General features: G+C 69.2%; 20 protein-coding genes and 2 pseudogenes. 11 read left to right on the forward strand and 11 right to left on the reverse strand.

Annotated elements, in window-relative coordinates; all coding sequences use genetic code 11:
• Positions 1-330: 330 nt before the first annotated feature.
• Positions 331-846, forward strand: coding sequence for a CGNR zinc finger domain-containing protein (locus ACZ3TS_RS30875; RefSeq protein WP_467624393.1), 516 nt, complete (start codon positions 331-333; stop codon positions 844-846).
• A 141-nt stretch (positions 847-987) separates the two neighbouring features.
• On the opposite strand, the gene ACZ3TS_RS30880 is transcribed toward ACZ3TS_RS30875, so the two are convergent.
• Positions 988-1,779 carry a TMEM175 family protein gene (locus tag ACZ3TS_RS30880; protein ID WP_467624396.1) on the reverse strand — a complete coding sequence of 264 codons (792 nt, stop codon included), beginning with the start codon at positions 1,777-1,779 and terminating at the stop codon, positions 988-990.
• A gap of 363 nt (positions 1,780-2,142) precedes the next feature.
• Between ACZ3TS_RS30880 and ACZ3TS_RS30885 the strand changes: the two genes are divergently transcribed.
• On the forward strand, positions 2,143-3,903 hold the full coding sequence (locus tag ACZ3TS_RS30885; protein ID WP_467624399.1) for an MOSC domain-containing protein: 1,761 nt from the start codon (positions 2,143-2,145) through the stop codon (positions 3,901-3,903).
• A 653-nt stretch (positions 3,904-4,556) separates the two neighbouring features.
• Positions 4,557-5,561, forward strand: a complete 1,005-nt coding sequence (locus ACZ3TS_RS30890; protein WP_467624401.1) for a substrate-binding domain-containing protein — start codon at positions 4,557-4,559, stop codon at positions 5,559-5,561.
• Between the two features lie 103 nt (positions 5,562-5,664).
• On the opposite strand, the gene ACZ3TS_RS30895 is transcribed toward ACZ3TS_RS30890, so the two are convergent.
• Positions 5,665-6,666 (reverse strand): LacI family DNA-binding transcriptional regulator, encoded by a 1,002-nt coding sequence (locus ACZ3TS_RS30895; RefSeq protein ID WP_467624403.1) that lies wholly within the window; start codon positions 6,664-6,666, stop codon positions 5,665-5,667.
• 235 nt (positions 6,667-6,901) lie between these two features.
• Between ACZ3TS_RS30895 and ACZ3TS_RS30900 the strand changes: the two are divergent.
• The 4 genes and pseudogenes from ACZ3TS_RS30900 to ACZ3TS_RS30915 all read left to right on the forward strand — a co-directional run.
• Positions 6,902-7,160 (forward strand): annotated as a pseudogene (locus tag ACZ3TS_RS30900) (PfkB family carbohydrate kinase); the annotation flags it as partial.
• Positions 7,161-7,173: 13 nt separating this feature from the next.
• Positions 7,174-7,507, forward strand: a pseudogene (locus tag ACZ3TS_RS30905) (MFS transporter); the annotation flags it as partial.
• Between the two features lie 25 nt (positions 7,508-7,532).
• Complete coding sequence (locus tag ACZ3TS_RS30910; RefSeq protein WP_467624405.1) at positions 7,533-8,552, forward strand: Gfo/Idh/MocA family oxidoreductase; 1,020 nt, start codon at positions 7,533-7,535, stop codon at positions 8,550-8,552.
• Complete coding sequence (locus ACZ3TS_RS30915) at positions 8,549-9,415, forward strand: sugar phosphate isomerase/epimerase family protein (protein ID WP_467624408.1); 867 nt, start codon at positions 8,549-8,551, stop codon at positions 9,413-9,415. Before ACZ3TS_RS30910 ends, ACZ3TS_RS30915 begins: the two co-directional genes overlap by 4 nt.
• 116 nt (positions 9,416-9,531) lie before the next feature.
• Here ACZ3TS_RS30915 and ACZ3TS_RS30920 read toward each other — a convergent pair whose 3' ends face one another.
• On the reverse strand, positions 9,532-9,984 hold the full coding sequence (locus tag ACZ3TS_RS30920; protein ID WP_467624411.1) for a MarR family winged helix-turn-helix transcriptional regulator: 453 nt from the start codon (positions 9,982-9,984) through the stop codon (positions 9,532-9,534).
• 261 nt (positions 9,985-10,245) lie between these two features.
• Here ACZ3TS_RS30920 and ACZ3TS_RS30925 point away from each other — a divergent pair, with 261 nt between their 5' ends.
• A complete protein-coding gene (locus ACZ3TS_RS30925) occupies positions 10,246-11,298 on the forward strand; it encodes a hypothetical protein (protein WP_467624413.1) in 1,053 nt (350 codons plus the stop codon).
• A 79-nt stretch (positions 11,299-11,377) separates the two neighbouring features.
• Here ACZ3TS_RS30925 and ACZ3TS_RS30930 read toward each other — a convergent pair whose 3' ends face one another.
• From ACZ3TS_RS30930 to ACZ3TS_RS30950, 5 genes are all read right to left on the reverse strand, one after another.
• A complete protein-coding gene (locus ACZ3TS_RS30930) occupies positions 11,378-11,740 on the reverse strand; it encodes a nitrile hydratase accessory protein (RefSeq protein ID WP_467624416.1) in 363 nt (120 codons plus the stop codon).
• Positions 11,737-12,336 (reverse strand): nitrile hydratase subunit alpha, encoded by a 600-nt coding sequence (nthA, locus tag ACZ3TS_RS30935; RefSeq protein ID WP_467624419.1) that lies wholly within the window; start codon positions 12,334-12,336, stop codon positions 11,737-11,739. Before nthA ends, ACZ3TS_RS30930 begins: the two co-directional genes overlap by 4 nt.
• A complete protein-coding gene (nthB, locus tag ACZ3TS_RS30940; protein ID WP_467624421.1) occupies positions 12,333-13,004 on the reverse strand; it encodes a nitrile hydratase subunit beta in 672 nt (223 codons plus the stop codon). Before nthB ends, nthA begins: the two co-directional genes overlap by 4 nt.
• Positions 13,005-13,311: 307 nt before the next feature.
• Positions 13,312-13,536 carry a hypothetical protein gene (locus ACZ3TS_RS30945; protein ID WP_467624423.1) on the reverse strand — a complete coding sequence of 75 codons (225 nt, stop codon included), beginning with the start codon at positions 13,534-13,536 and terminating at the stop codon, positions 13,312-13,314.
• Entirely contained in the window at positions 13,533-14,168 is a 636-nt protein-coding gene (locus ACZ3TS_RS30950) for a nucleotide-binding protein (RefSeq protein WP_467624425.1), read from the reverse strand. The genes ACZ3TS_RS30945 and ACZ3TS_RS30950 overlap by 4 nt, the downstream gene beginning before the upstream one ends.
• A gap of 340 nt (positions 14,169-14,508) precedes the next feature.
• Between ACZ3TS_RS30950 and ACZ3TS_RS30955 the strand changes: the two genes are divergently transcribed.
• Complete coding sequence (locus ACZ3TS_RS30955) at positions 14,509-15,741, forward strand: FAD-dependent oxidoreductase (protein WP_467624428.1); 1,233 nt, start codon at positions 14,509-14,511, stop codon at positions 15,739-15,741.
• A gap of 108 nt (positions 15,742-15,849) precedes the next feature.
• Here ACZ3TS_RS30955 and ACZ3TS_RS30960 read toward each other — a convergent pair whose 3' ends face one another.
• Entirely contained in the window at positions 15,850-16,602 is a 753-nt protein-coding gene (locus ACZ3TS_RS30960; RefSeq protein WP_467624429.1) for a carbonic anhydrase, read from the reverse strand.
• A 342-nt stretch (positions 16,603-16,944) separates the two neighbouring features.
• On the opposite strand from ACZ3TS_RS30960, the gene ACZ3TS_RS30965 reads away from it, so the two are divergent.
• The gene (locus ACZ3TS_RS30965; protein ID WP_467624432.1) at positions 16,945-17,292 is read left to right on the forward strand and encodes a helix-turn-helix domain-containing protein; all 348 of its coding nucleotides are present in this window, start codon (positions 16,945-16,947) and stop codon (positions 17,290-17,292) included.
• Positions 17,223-17,741 (forward strand): IclR family transcriptional regulator, encoded by a 519-nt coding sequence (locus ACZ3TS_RS30970; RefSeq protein WP_467624435.1) that lies wholly within the window; start codon positions 17,223-17,225, stop codon positions 17,739-17,741. The genes ACZ3TS_RS30965 and ACZ3TS_RS30970 overlap by 70 nt, the downstream gene beginning before the upstream one ends.
• 416 nt (positions 17,742-18,157) lie before the next feature.
• Here ACZ3TS_RS30970 and ACZ3TS_RS30975 read toward each other — a convergent pair whose 3' ends face one another.
• Both ACZ3TS_RS30975 and ACZ3TS_RS30980 read right to left on the reverse strand, forming a co-directional pair.
• Positions 18,158-19,474 carry an acyltransferase family protein gene (locus ACZ3TS_RS30975; RefSeq protein ID WP_467624437.1) on the reverse strand — a complete coding sequence of 439 codons (1,317 nt, stop codon included), beginning with the start codon at positions 19,472-19,474 and terminating at the stop codon, positions 18,158-18,160.
• A 190-nt stretch (positions 19,475-19,664) separates the two neighbouring features.
• Positions 19,665-20,318 carry a maleylpyruvate isomerase N-terminal domain-containing protein gene (locus tag ACZ3TS_RS30980; protein ID WP_467624440.1) on the reverse strand — a complete coding sequence of 218 codons (654 nt, stop codon included), beginning with the start codon at positions 20,316-20,318 and terminating at the stop codon, positions 19,665-19,667.
• Between the last annotated feature and the right edge of the window lie 459 nt (positions 20,319-20,777).

Below are 20,777 nucleotides of genomic sequence, written 5' to 3' on the forward strand. Positions count from 1 at the left end.
TCAAGCTACTTTTACTGGTTAGCTGGGTGGGTGTGGTTCACGAGGGGCGCCGCCGCGCCCGGGCCGAACGCGCCCACTGCCGGACACGAGGCGGGATCGAGGGCGGGAGCAGGCCGGCGGCCTGCATCCAGCCTCCGCCAGTGGACGGTCATGAGCCAGCGCAGCCGGGGGCCTCGACCCCCCCATGCCGACCTCGCCTCGCGCCCCTTCGGGATCACGCCCGTCGGCCCTCCAGGGCTCCCGCGATCAGCAGGCCCGTGGCGTTCGGGCACCGCCCATGAACACCCTCATGTAACCTGTCAAACGAATCAATGTGGTTAGGAGGCGGCAATGGTGGCCGATCGAGAGCAGCAGGACGCACTGCTGGAGCTCCTCAACACCACGCCGGTGGTCAACGGGGTGGTCCAGGACCAGCTGGCAGATCCGGAGGCCGCCAAGGCCTGGCAGCGAGTGCACGGCGGCCGTGGCAGCGTAGAGGAGCGCCGATATCTCGTACAGGCGCGCGATGCCCTGCAGAGCGTTGTGCGCGGCAGCCGGCCGGCCGCGTCGCTAGGTCCGCTCCTCAAGGACGTCACCTCACACCCCCGCCTCTCCCCTGCCGGCGTGTCCTGGGAGCTCAACGCCCCCACGGAGCACCGGATTGCCGTGGACGCCGTTCTCACCTGGGGCGCGCTGCAGGAGACGATGCCCGGCCGGCTGCGCCCGTGCGGCAACCCGGAGTGCCGACGGTTCCTCCTCGACCGCAGCAAGACCAACAAGGCCCGCTGGTGCTCGATGGCCGTGTGCGGCAACAGGATGAAGGCCAGGCGCCACTACCAGCGCACCCGCGACGGCGCAGCCGAGTAACGCGTCCGACAGCCCTCTCGGCGCACGGAGCGGCCCGCGAGCGCGCAGGCCGGCCGACAAGCGATCAGCCTGTTCACAGGCACTTGCTGATCTGCGCGCCTGGCGAAAAGCAAACGACCGGTGGGGGGAAACCCTCGACAGTCATGTCCGATGCCCACGGTGACGCCGACGCTTTACCTTGGCGATCTCGCCCGCGATGGGAAGCCAGTAGTAGGGAATAAAGGCGGCGATCACGGCCACGCCGAGGACGGGAAGCAGGGCGCCGAGCAGGGTTCCGGTGGCGAGCCAGACAAGGGCGAGTCGGAAGCGTCGGCTGATGGCCACCACGCCGGCTGAATCGATGGAGGTGGTGAGCAACCGGCGATCATGGCGCGCGTACCACCAGATCACATTGAACAGAACGGCCAGAAGTCCGAAGGCGATGCCGTGGAGGACGACGGCGGTGCGCTGCCCGTGTCCGTCGCGGAACGCCTGGGCCAGTACGGAGGCGGCGAACGGCAGCAGCGCGATGTCCATCAGCAGCACCGTGTTGAGGAACAGCACCACCCGGTCGGCGCTGCGGATGTGGTCGAACATGATGTGATGATTGACCCACACCTGCCCGATCAGCATGAAGGTAAGGAAGTAGGCCAGGTAGGACGGCCAGAGCGTGGCGAGGCCGTGCAAAAGGTGGCGGGTGTCGTGCGGCGGACGGATCTCCAGGACGAGCAGCGTGATGGCGATGGCGATGACGCCGTCGCTGAACGCGACCACCCGGGCAGGATCACGCTCCAAGCCGAACGGCGTCGGCTCTCCTGGTCCGTCTGGTCCATGAACAGGCTCTGTCATCGCCCCAGCCTCAGGTACCGGACGCCCCTGCACGCGCAACCGAGGAGCGTTTCTCCAGCGATGCAGGTCCGCCGGCCCGGACACCGGCACGATGGTCACGCCCATTGCCGACCCCCACCGGCTGGGCGCCGGTCCGCGGGCTCCGGGTCCGCAACACGACCGTCAACGGGGTCTGCCGGGCCGCGACGAACTGATAGACCCACACGCCGAGGTCCAGGCGGGGCGGCGTGTGCAGCGGCACAACCCCGCCACCTCGCAAGAATGCGTGATGCGAATGACCAGCCGAGGAAAGACGAATACGCGCGTTTCGGCACCCGTGCCGTCCGTTCAAGAAATCTCAGCGAATACACGAAAAGATTGACGATGACGGAATCGCGGCGGCGTCGGCCGAAGAACTAGTATCGACCCGAGTGCACAGATCAGCGCCATGAGGGCTGCCCGGCCGGCCACCCACGCAGGAGGTCTGCGATGGCGACGCTGCTGTCCGTGAACGTGGGGATGCCCAAGGACGTCTCCTGGCAGGGAAGGACGGTCCACACCGGAGTGTGGAAGTCCCCCGTCCACGGCCCTCGGATGGTGCGGCGGCTGAACATCGACGGAGACGGGCAAGGTGACCTGGCCGGGCACGGAGGCGAGATGCGCGCCGTCCTCGTCTACCAAGCTCAGTCCTACCAGTACTGGCAAAAGCAACTCGGCCGCGACGACCTGACCTTCGGCATCTTCGGAGAGAACTTCACCGTCGACGGCCTTTCGGACGACGAGGTGTGCATCGGCGACCGGTACCGCATCGGTGAAGCCGAATTCGAAGTCACACAGCCTCGCGTCACCTGCTACCGCGTCGGCATGCGCCTGGGCGAACCCGCCATGGCCTCCCTTCTCGTGGCCCATCACCGCCCCGGCTTCTACCTGCGCGTCATCACCGAGGGACACGTCCGGGCCGGCGACGAGATCACCCTCACCCGCAAGGGCCCGGAAGAACTCAGCGTCGCCGACACCGACGCGCTCCTGTATCTCCCCGACCGAGACCCCGAAAAGCTGCGCAAGGCACTGAACATCCCTGCCCTCAGCCCGGGATGGCAGCAGTCCTTCCGCGAACTCGCCGCCGCCCAGCAGCCCAGACAGGAACCGGGATGGCCGGGTGAACTCGCCGGCGCTCAGCAGCCCAGAGAGGAACCGGGGTGGCCGGGCTTCAAGACCATGCGGGTCGCCCGCATCGTCGCCGAGACCCCCGCCATCTCGTCGATCTACCTCGAAACCCCTGACGGCACACCACTGCCCGAGGCGCGTCCAGGCCAATACCTCTCGATCCGGCTGGCCGCCGACGAGGCCGCCCCTGCAGTGCGCAGTTACTCCCTGTCCTCCGCGCCCGGAACCGGCACCTATCGCATCAGCGTGAAGCACGAGCCCCACGGCCGGGTCAGTCACTACCTCCACACCCGCCTGCACCCCGGCGACCTCGTGGACATCGCCGGCCCCCGCGGGACCTTCGTCCTCGAAGAAGGCTCCCGTCCCGTCGTGCTCATCTCCGCAGGAATCGGTGCCACCCCGGTACTGGCCATGCTCCACCAACTCGCCGCCGCACAAGACCCACGCCCGGTGTGGTGGATCCACACCGCCCACGACCGCCCACACCACGCCTTCGCGAACGAGACCCACACGCTCCTGGCGCAGCTCGCCGACGCGCACGAGCACGTCTACTACACCGCCGAAGCCCCACGTCCCGATGAGCCCCACATCACCCGGGGCCGCCCGACCGCCGCATCGCTCGCGGCCCTGGGCATCCCCGCCGACGCGGACGCCTACGTCTGCGGACCGTCCGCTTTCATGGACGACCTCGGCGGCTTCCTGCGCGATCACGGTCTGCGCCCTGAGCGGATCCACACGGAACAGTTCAGCGCCCTCCCCGCCATCAACCCCGGCGTCACGCCCACGGCCGCGATCCGGCCACACCAACCACCGGGTCCCACGGGCACCGGCCCACTCATCACCTTCGCCCGCAGCGGCATCTCCACCCCCTGGTCACCGGCCCACGCCACCCTCCTCGACCTCGCCGAGGCCTGCGACATCCCCACCCGCTGGTCCTGCCGTACCGGCGTCTGCCACACCTGCATCACCCACCTCGTCTCGGGCGACATCACCTACACCACCCAACCCCTCGAACCCCCCGAGCCCGGCACCATCCTCGTCTGCTGCAGCCGACCCACCACCGAAGTGGTCCTCGACCTCTAGGGCCTGTGGAGAAGGCGGATCCAGGTCGTAGATCATCACAGTTCGTGGGCTGTAGTGACCTGACGAACGGCCAGTCGGTGCGGCTGCGGCCGCTGTTGCCGAGAGGAGGAAGCCGGGCAGTCCACCGGTATGGACCCGCCGACAGCTGATCGACGGCATGCGGCGGCGGACCCGGACCGGCGCTCCGTGGCGCGACGCACCCGAGCGGCACGGGCCATGAGGGGTACCTGCACCCTGACCGAGACCGGGGGTCGAGGTGCCGGCTTGTGCCGAATCCGCAAGCCGCACCGGGAACCGGACCGACCTTCACCCGCATCGATCGCCTTGTCGAAACGTCCTGACAAACCGATTGACATCTCCTGAGTGCAGCCCCATAGTACGTGCTACTAGAGCGCGCTAATAAAGCGCTCTAGTAGCACCGTCTTACGCGGTCCACACCCATGACCGCCCTCACGGAGCTCCATCCGGGCGTACCGGGCACCCCGTCGGGCCGACAGTCAGTGCCGCAAGAACGAACAAACCCCGTTGTCCACGCGCCTGCGACGTTCCGTCCACCGGCGGCGCGCCCTGACATCGACGGACACGCCCCGGCCCCTCAGACCGACCGCCTTCCCCTGAGACGAACCCCGACCGCACAGCGAGGTACAAGGGACATGCACAGAAACCACCGAGCCGCCGCCCTGGCCGCCGTCGTTCTCACCGGCACACTGCTCGCCTCCGGCTGCTCCAGCAGCTCCGGCGGCAAGAAGTCCGAAGAGGTCGGCACCAACCTCTCCGCGGGCAAGGCCACCACCCCCCGCATGACGGTGGCCATGATCACCCATGCCGCCCCGGGCGACACCTTCTGGGACCTGATCCGCAAGGGCGCCCAGGCCGCCGCTGCGAAGGACAACGTGAAGCTCGTCTACTCCAGCGACCCCAATGCCGGTAACCAGGCCAACCTTGTACAGAACGCCATCGACCAGAAGGTCGACGGCATCGCTCTCACCGCCGCCAAGCCCGACGCCATGAAGGCGGTCGTGGCCAAGGCCAAGGCGGCCGGCATCCCGGTCGTCGGCTTCAACTCCGGGCTCGACGACTGGAAGCAGCTCGGGATGCTCGAGTACTTCGGCCAGGACGAGAACATCGCGGGCCAGGCTTTCGGCGCGCGGCTCAACCAACTCGGTGCCAAGCACACCCTGTGCGTCATCCAGGAGCAGGGACAGGTCGCACTGGAAGCCCGCTGCGCGGGTCTGAAGAAGGGCTTCAACGGCACGACGGAAAACCTCTACGTCAACGGCACCGACATGCCGTCCGTGAAGTCGACGATCACCGCCAAGCTCCAGAAGGACTCCTCCATCGACCAGGTGGTCACGCTCGGCGCCCCGTTCGCGCTGACAGCCGTGCAGTCGGTGTCCGACGCGGGCAGCAAGGCCAAGATCGCGACATTCGACCTCAACAAGGACCTGGTCAAGGCCGTCCAGAGCGGCTCAGTGGAGTTCGCGGTCGACCAGCAGCCCTACCTCCAGGGCTACCTCGCCCTCGACGCCCTGTGGCTGTACAAGACCAACGGCAACTTCAGCGGCGGCGGCACCGCCCCAGTACTCACCGGACCGGCCTTCGTCACCAAGGACAACGTCGACGCCGTCGCCAAGTTCGCCGCCAACGGCACCCGCTGACCTCGAAGGCCCCACTCGCCGGATTCGACATGACGGCAAGGACCACTGCCCCGCCGCCCGGCCAAGGCCACGGCGGCGGAGCGGTGGCCTTCGTCGCGAGCGCTCAGGCCGCCCCCTGCGGCGGCGGCCCGCTGGTTCCCCGTACCACCAGCTTCGGGTCCAGTACCGCCTCCCGCGGCTCCAGTTCCGGGTTCTCCAGCCGCTCCACGGCGAAACGCACCGCGTGCTCGGCCATGAGCACGGCATCCTGGCGGACGGTGGTCAGGCCGATCGGCATCAGGTGGGAGAGGTGGCTGTCGTCGTAGCCGACGACGGACATGTCCCGCGGGACCTCGACGCCGGCCCGCCCCAGGGGCATCAACACGCCCATCGCGCAACGGTCGTTGCCGGCGAGGACCGCCGTAGGCAGGGTCAGGCCCCGGTCGCGCTCCTCCAGGAGGAGACGGCCGGTCTCGATGCCGGACTGCTCGGTGTGCTCACCGGGAATCACCCGGATCTCCGACGCCAGTCCGTGCCGGCGCATCGCGGCCTGGTAGGAACGCCGCCGCTCGGCCGAGCCGGGCCCCCGGCCACCGTCGATGTGCACGATGCGCCGGTGCCCGAGTTCGACCAGGTAGTCCATGGCCTGCCGGACCCCCTTGCCCTCGGCGCTGTGCACGAAGTCGACACGGGCGCGCGGCACCCGGCGGCTGACCGACACGGTGACGGCGCGCTGTCCGAGTTCGTCGAGGTAGGCGGGCTCCGCGTCGGGGCCGAGCAGGATCAGCGCCTCGCAGCGGTGGCCGAGCAGCGCCTCGACCGCCTTCGCCTCGCTGCGCCCCTGGGCCGCCGCGGAGAGCAGGACGTCGTAGCCGAGCCGTTCGGCCTCGGGGTAGATCCCTTCGATGAGGTCGGTGTGGAAGGTCTGGTGCACGGTGAACATCACGCCGAGCGTGCGGCTGCGGCCGCGGGCCAGCAGCCGGGCCGCACTGTCGGGGCGGTAGCCGATCTCGTCGGCGACGCGCAGCACCCGCTCGCGGGTCTCCTGGCTCGCTCCCGGCTCGTTGCGGAACACGATCGAAACCAGCGCCCGGGACACTCCCGCCTTGTCGGCGACGTCCGCCATCGTGGGCCGCTGCCTACCCGATGCATCCACCTGTGATCCCCACCCTTCGACGGAGCCCACCCTAGGCCAGCCGCGAAATCTCCCGGCAACAAGGTATTGACATGACATTTGGACAGGGGCCATCGTACTCGCACTAGAGCGCACTAGTAGAGCGCGACAGGAACTCTCTCCTGACAACTCCCCGGATCTCCGGAGCGAAGGGAAGCCCAGCGTGACGCCGTTCGAAGTGCTGACCATGGGCCGCGGCGGAGTGGACGTGTACCCGTTCCAGCCAGGCGTAGGGCCGGCCGAGGTCACCTCGTTCGGCACGTACCTCGGCGGCAGCCCGACCAACGTAGCCGTCGCCGCCGCCAGGTACGGGCACACCTCGGCCGTGATCACCAAGACGGGCGTTCGGGGACTTCGTCCGCACGGCACTGGACGGGTACGACGTCGACACCCGCTTCGTCGGTACGTCGGACATCGCGCCGACCCCGATCACGTTGTGCGCGATCATCACCACCCGCTGGCCGGGCGTACGCCGTGCTCGCCATGACGGTCACCTTCCTCGCCTTCCGGCAGGGCTGGATCTCCCCGTGACCCGGCTGATGCTCTCGGAGATCTTCCCGATGCGGATGCGCGGCTTCGGCATGGGGGTGGCGCCGTGGTGCTGTGGCTCACGAACTTCGTGATCGGACTGGTCTTCCCGTCCCTGGTCTCCGGCATCGGGATCTCCAACACCTTCTTCCTCTTCGTGGTGGCGGGAATCTTCTCCCTCACCTTCGTGAAGCTCTACGTCCCCGAGACCAAGGGCCGCACCCTCGAAACCCTCGAAGCCGAACTCCGGACGCGCTTCTCCTGACCCACTTGTCCTAAGGAAAAAGACCATGACCGTACGTGTAGGCGTCATCGGCGCCGGAATGATCGGCCAGGACCACATACGGCGCCTGACGGAGGTGGTCACCGGGGCCACCGTCAGCGCGGTGACCGACATCGACGCGGCCCGTGCCACGGAAGTGGCCGCCCGGGTCGGCGGCGTGGCCCTGCCGACCGGCGCCGACCTGATCAACTCCCCCGACGTGGACGCCGTCCTCGTCACCTCCTGGGGTCCTACCCACGCCGAGCACGTCCTCAACGCCATCGCGGCGGGCAAGCCCGTGTTCTGCGAGAAGCCCCTGGCCACCACCGCCGAGGACTGCCTGCGCATTGTGGACGCCGAACGCGCTCACGGCCGCCGCCTCGTCCAGGTCGGCTTCATGCGCCGCTTCGACGCCGGCTACCGGCAGATGAGGGAGGTCATCGCCTCCGGCGCCCTCGGCGCCCCGCTGATCGTGCATTGCGCCCACCGCAACCGGAGCGTCCCGGACAGCTACACCTCGGCCATGGCCGCCCAGGACACGGCGGTGCACGAGATCGACGTACTGCGCTGGCTGCTCGACGACGAAATCGTCTCCGCCCAGGTGATCACCCCACGCGCCACGAGCAAACGGTTCGAGCACCTCAAGGACCCGCAGATCATGTACTTCGAGACGACGAACGGGGTCCGCATCGACCTGGAGGTCTTCGTCAACTGCCGGTACGGCTACGACATTCAGTGCGAGACCGTCGGCGAAGAGGGCCTGGTCCGGCTGCCCGACCCGGCCGCCGTCGGTGTCCGCACCGCGGGGCGCCACGGCAGGGCCGTACTGCAGGACTGGAAGAGCCGGTTCGCGGACGCCTTCGACACCGAGTTCCGCGAGTGGATCGCCGGCATCGCGGCCGGTGTCGAACCCACCGGGCCCTCGGCCTGGGACGGCTACGCCGCCACCGTCATCACCGACGCCGCCGTCCGCTCCCTGGAGTCCGCCGGCCGGGTCGTCACCGTCGACATCAAGCCCCGCCCCGCCTTCTACGGAGGTACCGCATGAAGATCGCCCTCGACCCGTACATGTTCCGCGCCCTGCCGATCGACGACATGGTGCGCACGGTGGCCGAACTCGAGTATGAGTACATCGAGTTGTCCCCCCGCGACGACTTCATGCCGTTCTTCGTGCATCCGCGGGCGGACGACGAGCGGATCGCCGCGCTGAAGCGGTCACTGCGGGCGCACGGCGTGAAGCTGTCGTCCGTCCTGCCGCTGTACAAGTGGTCCTCGCCCGACGAGACGGAACGGCAGGCCGCCGTCCGCTACTGGAAGCGGATGATCGAGATCACCTCCGACCTCGAATGTCCGCTGATGAACTCCGAGTTCAACGGCCGCCCCGAGCGGGCCGCCGAGAGCGAGGCGGCGTTCTGGCGCTCCCTGGAGGAGCTGCTCCCACTCTTCGAGCGTGAGGGCATCGCCCTCAACCTCGAGGCGCACCCGGACGACTTCTGCGAGGAGAACACCCCGGCGGTCGACCTCGTCCGGGCGATCAACAAGCCGTGGGTGAACTACCTCTACTGCGCCCCGCACTCCTTCCACCTGTCCGGCGCCGACCCGACGACGGACATCGCGGCGATGATGCGCTACGCCGGCGACAAGCTCCAGCACGTCCACATCGCCGACTCCTTCAACCACAAGGGATCGTCAGGCCTGCGCTACATCCTCAACCCGCCCGGCACCCCGGCCCGTATCCACCAGCACCTGGACATCGGGCAGGGCGAGGTCGACTGGGACGCCTTCTTCCGCACCCTGCGCGAGCTGGACTTCGACGGCGTCGCCACGGCCTGCGTCTTCGCCTGGGAAGAACGGGCCCGCGAGTCCTCGGCGTTCATGCTGGACCGCATCACCAAGGAACTCGCCGCGTAGACAGCCCATCCCGCTCCGGCACGGGCATTCGGCAGGTTGCGTAGCTGGCACTCGGGGCTGGAGGGCGTACACGCCCAGTGTCGCCCTCCACCCGGCACGGCGCCGCAAGCGCAGCCTCACTCGGCCCACGGCTGGAAGCCGGTGTGGAGGACGCCTTCGAGGGACGCGCGCAGTCGGGCCGCGTTGTCGGCCCCAAAGCTCTCCTCGAATCGGGATTGCACGGCTTGCCACAGTGGCAGCGCCGCCTTCATCCGGGAGATCCCTTCCGGCGTAATCGTAACGATCCGTGCGCGGCGGTCGGTCGGCGATGGCTCGACGGTCACCAGGCCCTCGCGCGCGAGCGGCTTGAGGTTCGACGCCATCGTCGTGCGGTCCATGGCGATGGCGTCAGCGAGGCTGGTGATCGTCATTTCTCCGTGAGCATTGAGCTTCCGCAGGATGCTGAACTGCGTGGACCGAAGACCGACCGGGGCCAGAGCCTTGTCGTAGGTTGCGCCGAGGTACCGGGCCGCCTTGCGCAGTGCCAGGTTGTTGCACCGGTCGTCGAGGTTCTTCGGCGTAGGGGTCATGGTCTCCTCCAGAGTTCCCCGCTCATGATAGGAGCACGTGCTCGCAAATCCGAAAGGCCTCTCCGGCACAAGACCAGCAGCGAGCCGACCGGCCTCCGCCTTGCCATACCCAAGATAGGAGCATATGCTCTTAGTTACGGTGGGCGGGCGCTTACCACGCGCCCGACCGAGGTCCTGACCTGCGCCATAACCCGGCCACCACGCCGGCCTCGGGCCGATCCCTCCCCGCGTCTCGCGCCCCTTCCACCAGAAAGCCCTGCCATGGAAACCCCCACCGGATCCGCCCTCGAGCGCCGGCAGACACTCTCTGCGGAGCCGGAGCTCTCCCCCGGTCCGGGCCAGGCCGCCCACCGCCGGCCGCCGGTGCGGGTCTGGCTCCAGCCGTCTCTGATCGCCCTGATCGTCGTGGCGGCCTTCGTCGGGTGCTACGTGGGCCTGCAGCGCGACCCCCAGCCCCATCAGATCCCCATCGCTGTCACCGGGCGGGTCCTGCCGGGCCAGGTATGGCAGGCCCTCGGCGACAGCGTCGAGGTCCACCCGGCCGCTGACGCCGAGACCGCGCGCCACGCGGTGGAACACCGCGACGTCGTCGCCGCGCTCAGCACCGCCGGCCCGGGCCGGCTGCGCCTGGAGATCGCAGGGGCAGCCGGCACGTCCACCACATCGGCCGTGAAGAACCTCGTCGGCGCCTACGCCCACGGTGCGGGCAAGCATGTCACCACAGAGGATGTCGTCCCCTTGGCGCGGTTCGACGCTCGGGGACTGGCCGGCTTCTACATGGGCTTCGGCGTGACCCTGGCCGGTTTCGTCCTCGGCTCGAACACTCTTGGCCTGGCCGGTCTCCTGCGCCTGCGCCACCGGTTCTCACTGCTGGCCGGCGCCTCCGCGGCCATCGGCACCGTTGCGGCGATCATCGCCGGCCCCGCCCTGGGAGCGGTCCCGGCGCCGTTCGCCCCGCTGGTCCTGACTCTTACCCTCCTGGCAGCTGCGGCCGCTTTCACCACCAAACTGCTCGGCACCTACCTCGGCCCTGTCGGGGTGCCTGTTGCCACCCTTCTGCTGCTCACTGTCGGCAACGCCACCAGCGGTGCCACCATAGGCGCCGATCTACTGCCCACCGCGGCCCGAGCCATCTCGGAACTGCTGCCACCCGGCGCAGCCGTCCGCGCCATCACCGACCTGAGCTACTTCGACGGCGCACACGCGGCAGGCCCCGTGATCACTCTCGCGCTGTGGGCCGTCATCGCTGCGCTCCTGGTCAGCCTGCGCCCCCGCCTGATTCGGCGGCACACCGCAGCTGCGCCCACGGCCTGACCCGGTCGGCGTGGCACTCGGGGAGGGCCGCCGGCGACGCCGCAGCCGACATGCAGACATGCCGGGAGGGCGCTGCCGGTCAGTGTGGGTGGTCGTGGTCGGGGTGATCACGATGGTCGTGGCGTGCGGGGCGTAGGGCCAGGGCTTGGGCGCGTGCGGCGACCTCGCCCGTTGACACGGTGCCTTTGTCGACGAGCACGTCCTCCAGGGCGGCCAGCCAGAGCTCGTAGTAGTTCCAGGGCTCGTGCCGGGCCGGTGCGGTCTCCCAGGCCGCGATCCGAGCGATCAATGCGGTCTGGAATTGCGGCCAGTTGAAGGCTCCGGCCTCGTACAGGGTGACGGCCATGCCGAAGGCGCGGCTCTCCCACGGCTCGGCGAAGACCAGCTCGCCGTTGGAGCGGGGCGGCGCGACCGGGCCCTCGATGTCCAGCAGCGCGGTCATGGCGCTTTCACCTTGGCCACGCCGACCATCGCGTCCCTGGTCACCAGCGGCACGAGCTGTTCCTCTGACAGGTGTTCGGTGCCGGCCGGGCGTTCTGGCAGCACCAGCCAGCGCACCTCGCTGGTGGAGTCGCGGACGGTGATCTGCACGTCGTCGTCGAGCTCGAGTCCCATCTCGGACAGCACCGTGCGCGGCTCCTTGACCATACGCGACCGGTAGGCCGGGTCTTTGTACCAGCTCGGCGGCAGGCCCAGTACCGGCCATGGGTAACACGAGCACAGGGTGCAGACCACCACGTTGTGGGTGGTTGCGGTGTTCTCGACGACGACGATGTGCTCGCCCTGCGGCCCGGAGAAGCCCAGTTCCTTGATGGCCGCGGTGCCGTCGTCGAGCAGCCGTCGTCGGTACTGCGGGTCGGTCCATGCCTTGGCGACGACCTTGGCGCCGTTGAGCGGGCCCACGTTGGTCTCGTAGGTGGTGATGATCCCGTTCATCACCTTCGGGTCGATCAGGCCCCGCTCGGTGAGCAGTTGCTCGAGCGCCTCGGCGCGCAGGGCCGCGGGAAGCCTCTCGCCCGGTCCGCCGGTGGTGGTCATGAGGTTGTCTCCAGGTAGCTCTCGTACAGCTCTACGGTGAGCGCGAAGGGTTCGGCGTCGGCGCCCCACAGTTCGTGCGAGTCGAACCGCACCGAGTAGACGTGCTGCGGGTTCTCGCCCAGGAAGTGCGCGTTGGTGTCCGGCAGCACCGCGGCGGGCTGGATGAGCTCGACGACGCCGGTATGGCCCCGCACGTAGCGCGGTAGCCGAGTGTGCCCGGGCGGCGACATGTCCTTGGCGCGCACACGCTCGCCGACGGCGAAGACCGGGGCGGTGTCCACGGTGCGCAGCGAACCCTCGGCGGTCGGCGTGTAGTCGGGCCGGGCGGGCTCCGGGATCGGCGGTTCCTCGACGTGTTCACCGCGCAGGTTGCGGGCGCGGGCGTCGATGGCGCCCCGCGCCAGGATGGCGCTGTCGGTGAGCATCAGCTCTCCGGCGTTGAGCCAGCGCCCGTAGGAACCGTCGTCCAGGTAGGCGGCTCGGTCGAGGCGCTCGATCGCGTGTCGGAAGGCGTCCGTGTTGATGCCGCCCCACGCAACACGGCCGGACAGGAGCGCAAGCGCGAAGGCCTTGCCCTGCCAGGGCTCCTCGAAAACAGGTTCGCCGCGTCTCGGCGGATGCACGGGGCCCCATCCCTGGGTGCCCCCCATATCGGCAATACTGTCCATGGCATAACCTCTCATATGACAGCAATGCAGGATATATACACTTGAATCGCATTCGGCCGGAACTACAGCGGCACGGTGTAGGCCGTGGCCGAACCCGCCGGTTGCGGCATCCACGACGCCACCCAGCAGATGCGCCGGTGCGCGGACTCATTGCCCCAGCACCAGGGGGCAGCCGTCACCGAAGCTGCCTGGGCCGAGCCGCTCTGGCCGGCCCATTGGCAACGTCACAGCAGCAGCCCGGGCGAACGAATTGCGGGCGACACCGCCGCTGGCGGCGGCGAGTCCTGCTGGGCGTGCGTCATCCCGCTTACGGGGTGCTCCTCAGGGGGCGCAGTACCGCGGCACCGGCGCGCAGGATCGCGGATACAGGTGATTCCACCCAACGGGTCAGGTCGCGTGGCAAGGCGGCGTCGAGCTCGATGGTCACGCGGACGTATCGGGTGTGCAGCCGAGTGACCTTGGCGGGGCGCGGTGCGGCGACGTCCGGTTCCCGCTGCAGTGCGGCTCGGTAGGTGTCCTTGCGCTGATTCACGGCTTTTCCTGACGCTTGATGAGTTCGTCTGCGAGGTCCATGTACGCCGAACCCTTGACCGCGACCGGACTGCCGAACGACTGGGCGTACAAGTCGAGTCGCGGAATATGGGTGGACAACACGTCGAATCCCCGCTCGGTGAGAGCCTCCCGGGCGTCGGCGTCGGGACCGGTCCGCGTGGCGTCGGCGCGATTGGTGCGGTTCAGCAGGACGGCGGCGTGGGCCGGCTGGACGCGCAAGGACTGTACGTCGCCCATCTCGCCGCCGATGGGCGCCATGCGATCCAGTTCGATGGGGGCTGGGGTGACCGGCACGATCCACTCGCTTGCGTACCTCATGATGCTCCGGGCGATGTGCGCGTGGTCCTCCAATTGCGGGGCGTCGAATACCACGGCCTGCCGGTTGCCGAGGAAGTCGTTCACGCGCCGGTGCACGTCGCCCACCGGAAGGGCGATCACAGGAAACGGGAAGCCGCCTGCCAGTTCGCTCCAACGCAGCGCGGAGGAGGCGGGGTCACTATCGACCAGCAGCGGGGGGATACCCGACTCGTGAAGTGCGTGGGCCAACCAGACGGCGCTGGTCGTCTTTCCCACTCCGGGTTTCAGGTTCACAAAGGCATAGCTCAGCGACACAAGAATTGACGCTAATGGTCGCGAGTGGTTGGTTGCCGTCGACGCGGGGCACGACTGTCCCGTCGTTCACCCCGCAGCGCCGTGAATCATTCGTACGGGCTAGCGCGCAAGTCGCAAGACCGCCAAGGCGCGTTGGGCGGCGACCGGAACGGCACCGCGACCCGGGCCATGGGGCGTCAACTCTGCTTGCCGCGGACAAAGAGCGCGTCGACGATCGGCTTGCCCGTGGTGCGGCGCAGATCCGGACTCGCCCGGCCAGGTTGTCTTCGGCCAGGGCATACAGGGGCAGGATATTTCGCATTGGCGTGGCTCACGGATGTCATCGAAGGGGAGCGCTGCGATGGAGCGGACGACGTGCTGCGTGGTGGGTGGCGGCCCCGCCGGCATGGTCCTCGGTCTGCTGCTGGCCCGGGCCGGCGTGGCTGTCACCGTTCTGGAGAAGCACGGCGACTTCCTGCGCGACTTCCGCGGCGACACAGTGCATCCGTCGACCCTGGCACTGCTGGACGACCTCGGTCTGGCCGAGCGCTTCGCCCGTCTGCCGCAACGTCGGGTGACCACGGTCCAGTTGCCGCTCGGCGCGGACGGTTCGCTGATCACCGTGTCGGACATCAGCGCGCTCCCGGGCCCGTACAACTACGTGGCGATGGTGCCGCAGTGGGACCTGCTCGACCTCCTCGCCGACGAGGCGCGAAAGGAACCGTCCTTTTCCCTGCGGATGAACACCGAAGCGACGTCCTTCCTGGTGGAGCGCGGACGGGTCACCGGGGTGCGGTACCGCACGGCCGACGGCAGTACTGGCGAACTGCGGGCCACCCTCACGGTGGCCTGCGACGGTCGGGGCTCGCTGGCACGGTCTCGGCCCGAACTGCGGCTGCGGCAGTTCACCTGCCCCATGGACGCCTGGTGGTTCCGGCTGCCACGGCGGGAAGGCGACCCGCACGGACTGGTCGGAGGCGCCGGTGACCGGTTCCTCACCGCCATGATCGACCGTGGGGAGTACTGGCAGTGCGCCGCGCTGATCCCCAAGGGGACCGACGCCGAGCGCCGCGCCGCCGGTCTCGAGCGGTTCATGACGGAATTCGCGGCTGCCGTGCCCTGGCTCGCGGACCGGGTACATGCGCTGCGGTCGTGGGACGAGGTGAAGATGCTCGACGTGCGGCTCGACCGTCTCCGGCGCTGGCACCGCCCGGGGCTGCTGTGCATCGGCGACGCGGCGCACGCGATGTCACCGGTCTTCGGCATCGGCATCAACCTCGCCGTCGAAGACGCCGTGGCCGCCGCGCGGCATCTCGTCGAGCCCCTGCTCAGGGGTGCCGTCGGACTGCGGGACGTGCGCGGCGTCCAGCGGCGCCGGTGGCCGACCACGGCGGTGACGCAAGCACTGCAGCGGATCGCCCACGCGCGGGTCATCGCACCCGTGCTCGCGGGACGCCCGCCCTTCGGCCATGCCAGTCGGGCGGAGCGAATGAGCGAACTGCTCGCCACCGCACCGTGGCTCAAACGCGTGCCGGCGTACTTCATCGGCTACGGCGCTCTGCGCGAGCGTCCGCCCGCCGACTCGGTGCAATGAGCTGCGCCGCACGGCCAGGACCGGCGCGCGCCCGGTGACTGAGGCCCTCAAGAGCCAGTCGCCTTCGCGTCACCGGCCTGACGACGCTCGTCCCGTCTCGTGCCGCGCTCAGGAAGGCGCGCCGATCAGGACTTCCACCTTCCCGGTGTCGAGCGAGTAGTACACGCCGACCACAGCAAGGGCACCTTTTGCCACGAGCGGGGCCAGGTCCCGGTTGGAGCGCAGGTCGGCCGCGGCCAACTTGACCTGGGCGCGGGCCATGGTCTCGACGGGGTCGACTCCGCCTTGCCGGGCTGCCTGCTCGTAGGCCGGTAGCAGAGCCTTGGCGATCGCCTGCAGATTGCCGGGCAGCGGTTTGCCGTCTCGGATCGACTTGTACGCCGCCTCGACGGCACCACAGCGCTGATGCCCGAGGACCACGATGAGTGGGGTGCCACTCGTCATGGGCCCGTATTCCACGGAACCCGTGACCACCGGGCCGACCGCCTCCCCGCCGGTGCGCATGACATAGAGGTCACCCAGCCCGGTGTCGAAGAGGAGTTCAGGAGGCACACGGGAGTCGATGCACGCGAGGATGGACCCGAAGGGTTCCTGTCCCTGAGCCACGAACTGGCGCCGGTCGGGATCCCGGTCGGGATGCCGAAGGTCTCCGTGCACCCAGCGCTGATTGCCGTCCATGAGTCTGGCGAACGCCTCGGCGGGTGTGGTCGGCCGCGCGTCCGTCGAAGCGCTGGACGCCTGCGGGACGGCGGAGGCCTGCGGGGCAGCGCTCGTCGACGAGCACCCCGCAAGCCCGGCCGTGGCGATCACGACCCCGCCGACGAGCAGAGTTCTGCGATCCGGATGTCCCGCTCTGTCCATCGGTCGTTCTCCTCGGTTTGCTGAACGGGTCCCTACGGCCATGGCCAGGGCGATTGTTCAGCGCGACAAGCGAACCCGAGGGCAGGCGCAAGCGGGCGTGGGACGTTTTGCCGCCATCGGCTCACAGAACCGGCTCTGGCGGCGGCCCTGCAGGCCGACCGACAGGGGAAGAGGCCGACGTCGGTGTGGACGCGGCCCACGCAGTTCGGTCCCGGTCAGCGGGTAGGTGGAGCGGCAGACTGACTCGAGGAGATCGTCCCTCGTGAACAGCAGCGCCAGCGTGCGCGCGCCCGCAAAGCAAGACATGCAGATTCTGGAAAGCAGAATCAGGAGCCACGTGCCATGGACAAGCCGCTCAAGACTCCGCCGCCGTACGCGATCGCCAGCGTCGACCATGCCCTCAGGGTCGCGACCATGCTCCAACTGGAGGGCGGGCTGACCGTCTCGCAGATCGCCGAGCGGCTGGGGGTGGCACGGTCGACCGCCCACCGACTGCTGGCCATGCTGGTCTACCGGGACTTCGCGGTGCAGGACGACGACCGCGTCTACCACGCCGGCCCCGTCCTGGAACTGGCGGCCCCGTCCTGGAACTGGCGGCGTACTCGAAGTCGCAGGTGTCCGTGCTGCGCGCCGCGGCCCTGCCCCACCTGCACCGGGTGGTCGACCTGCTCGACGAGACCGCGAACCTGATCATCCGCACCGGGGACGCGGCCCGGTTCATCGCCAGCGTCGAGTGCGCTCAGGCGCTGCGCGTCGGCTCCCGGGAGGGGATGGTCTTCCCCACGCACCGCACGACGGCCGGCCTGCTCCTCCTCGCCGAGCTCACAGAACAGGAGCTGGACGAGGTCTACGCCCCCGAGCGCTATCACGATCGTCCCGGGGAGCGCCCGGACGTGGCGGCGCTGCGCAGCGAGCTCCGGCGCATCGGCCGCAGCGGGTTCGCGGTGAACCAGGATCGCTCCGAGCGCGGGCTCGTCGCGGTGGGCGTCCCGGTGCGTGACCGGGACGGCACCGCACTGGCGGGTCTGTCCGTGTCCATGCCCGGAATGCGCTACGAACCGCAGCGGCTGAGGTCGATGGTGGCCACGCTCAACGCCGCGGCGCGTGCCCCGGAGGCCGATCTGGCGGTGGTCGGCTGACTCGGCGCGATCCCGGCGATCAGTGGGCCGAGTCTCCCGCGGCGCACGACGCTTCGCCTGAGGCTTCCCTGCTCAGCAGCCCCGTCCAGCTCTCGGCCAGGATGTCCACGAGCTGCTGGCGCTCCGCGCCCCACCCGGCAGGCGTAGAGTTCCGTGCCGCGTAATCGAGTTGAGTGATAGCGAGTACACCGCGCGCCATCGCCGAGCGTGCCGCCGCCCAGCCGTACCCCAATACCCGCCGGCCGGAGGCCAGGGCGATCACCCGACTCCTCCAGGAAGCCTGTTAGCGCACTGCTCATCGTTCGCGCTGTATCACGGTCACTCCGAACGAGATTGTGGCTCACCGGCTCTTTGGCTTCCTGGCTTCCTGGCTTCCTGGCTTCCTGTGGCACCTGGTCCCACAGGACCCGACCGGGTCAGGCCGCTTCTTCCAGGGCGTCGGCCGACCGCATCGGACGGCGTGTAGCCGTCCGCCCGGGAAGCGTCACCAGGGCTGTACCGGCCGCCAGTGCCGCCGCCGGCACCACGGGAAACCTTCCGTCGTAGGCGAAGCCGTGCCCGGCGAAGTACATGAGGGACCCGACGCCGAGGGCGAGCCCGGCCCACACCCTCGCGGCGCGCGGGAGTCGGGCGTCGGGCGGGACGGCCGAGCCCAGTGCCACCAGAGCGCGTCCCAGCGGTCGCACCGCCCGGACGACCCCGGCCAGGACGAGGCCGAGCATCAGCAGCCAGGGCAGCCGTAGCGCCCACCAGACCGCCGAACCGTAGGCGGGTTCGGGGGCGAGCCTGGTCACGTAGAAGAGGGCGGCGAGCAGCACGGGCAGCATGTGCCACAGGTACAGCGTCATGCTGGCGGCGCCTGTCCCCCGCACCGCCCGCCACACCCGCTCACGCCCCAACATAGGCCGCACCGCCGGCGCGACCAGCAGGCACATCCCGACCTGGGCCACCGACCAGGCCAGCATGGCCGCTGACGGTGGATCGGTGTTGCTGGGGTCCTGCCCGGTGACCAGGATGAGGCTGACGGGGAACGGCCCGTACGCGACGAGCAGGGCGAATCCCAGCCCGCCCCCGACGGCCATGGCGGTGGGCGCGGTGCGACGGGAGCCCAGCAGCCCGTCGCACCAGCAGAAGCCGAGCTGATAGCTGACGCCCCAGACGAGCACGTAGTCGAGCGTCCCGATGTACGACGGCACACGGTCGGCCACGGTCAGCAGGCCGACGGCCAGGGCCACAGCACCCATCAGAAAGGGAACGAGGGGCCCCCACCGCCGGTGCGCCGCATGCAGTGCCGGAGTCAGCGCGCTGAGCAGCAGGTAGACGGGCAGAAACCAGAACTGCATCGCCATGGCCCATCCCGCCAGCTCCAGGGTGGGCCGATCCACGCCGACGACGCAGCAGATCCCCACGCCCAGCAGCACCAAGGTGCTGTACGCGGCCGTGGGTACGAGCAGCCGCACTGCCCGTTGCCCCACCCACCCGGCGGCCGTCCCTCCCGCGGCCCGCGCCCTCATCCAGGACCCGCCGGCGGCATACCCGCCGGCGAGGAAGAACAGCGGCATGATCTGGAAGCCGAGCGTGAGCCACTGCGTCCAGGGGATGGTCGCCAGCAGCTCCGGCGCGGTGATCTCGCCGTTCGGGTGCCGGACCAGGCCGGTGATCAGCCAGTGCCCCAGCACGACGAGAACGATCGCCCACGCACGCAGGAAGTCGACGTACCTGTCTCTGCCCATGGTGCGCATGCTCCCCCACTGCCGCCTCGCCTACAGCGGGCAGCCCTTGTCGCAACCAAGCCGTGGCCGTTACGACATCCCGCCTGCATCGGAGCCGGCGGCGCAACCCGACACGAAGCAGACCACGACGCTCGGACCGACATGTACGGACCGCTCCGCCTCACCCGCTCGGTCTGTCCACAGTTGCCCATCAGCCGAGGACGAGCGGCAGCTTCGCGGCCAGTTCACCGAGTTCGGCCCTCTCCGCGGGGGTCGGTGCCCGACGTCCGGTGCCGATCAGCAGGACGTCCGCGTCGGAGAACGACGTGGGGAACGCGGCCCCGGCGATCTTTTCCACCGTCGCGCGGGAACGGGACAGGCCTTCGGCGGGCGGCCCCGGGACGTGTGGGAGATGGGTGACCAGGTCGAGGTGGTGCAGCGTCCATTCCAGGACGTACGCGGAAAGGTAGTCGCCCACGGTGAGGACCTGGTCCCGGGTGCCGACCCGGGCGCCGGGGTCGGCGAGTTCGGCGGCGCGCCCCGCGGCGGAGCCGACGTCGTCGAAGTGGAACTTGAGCAGCCACGGCTCTTCGTACGCGGCGGCGAGGCGAACGATCAGCGCGTCGAGCGGGTCGTCGCCGGTGGGGGCTTCGACGATGTCCCAGTAGGTCACCGCGTTCCGGGTCGGTTCCGTATCGGCGGGGGTGACAAGGGTGATCAGGACGTCCTGCGCGTCGATGATCAGGTGGCACACAAGATCCCGTACGAGCCAGCCGGTGCAGCCGGACGGCTGCTCGAAGTCCTTGTCCGGGAGTTCGGCGACCGCCGTGCGCAACGCGCTCCAAGAGCGGGAGAAGAGTGCCACTGCGGCAAGCTAGCAGCGCACGCCGCAGTGAGCGACCGATTTCGCCCCTTCTGCGAACGTAGACTCGTGGGATGGGCGAGCAGGCGTTCGGTGGGGCGAAGGAGAGGCCGGAGGTTCGGCGGCGCGGCGGACGCCGTAACGGTAGCGGTACAGGTAGCGGTAAGTCGTTTTCGCTGTCTGGCCCGCTGCGTTCCCCCTTCGACGCCTCTGAAGCTCCCCACGATCAACTCGCCCCGGGCCGACCGGTCGGGACTACGCCAGCCGGCGTGACGTACCGCGCGAGGCCGCCTCGCGTCCGCCCCCTCCTCAGGAACTTGCATCGACGTAACCGATGCACACGATCGCAACTCAGGCAAGTTCCTCATGAATCGCCCCGGGTCGAATGGAGGCTCGATTCTCTGAGAGGATTGAGTCATGGCACGTCCCTCCCCTTACCCCGTTGAGCTGCGCAAGCGTGCG

It is taken from the genome of Streptomyces sp. NPDC022910 (assembly GCF_055561075.1).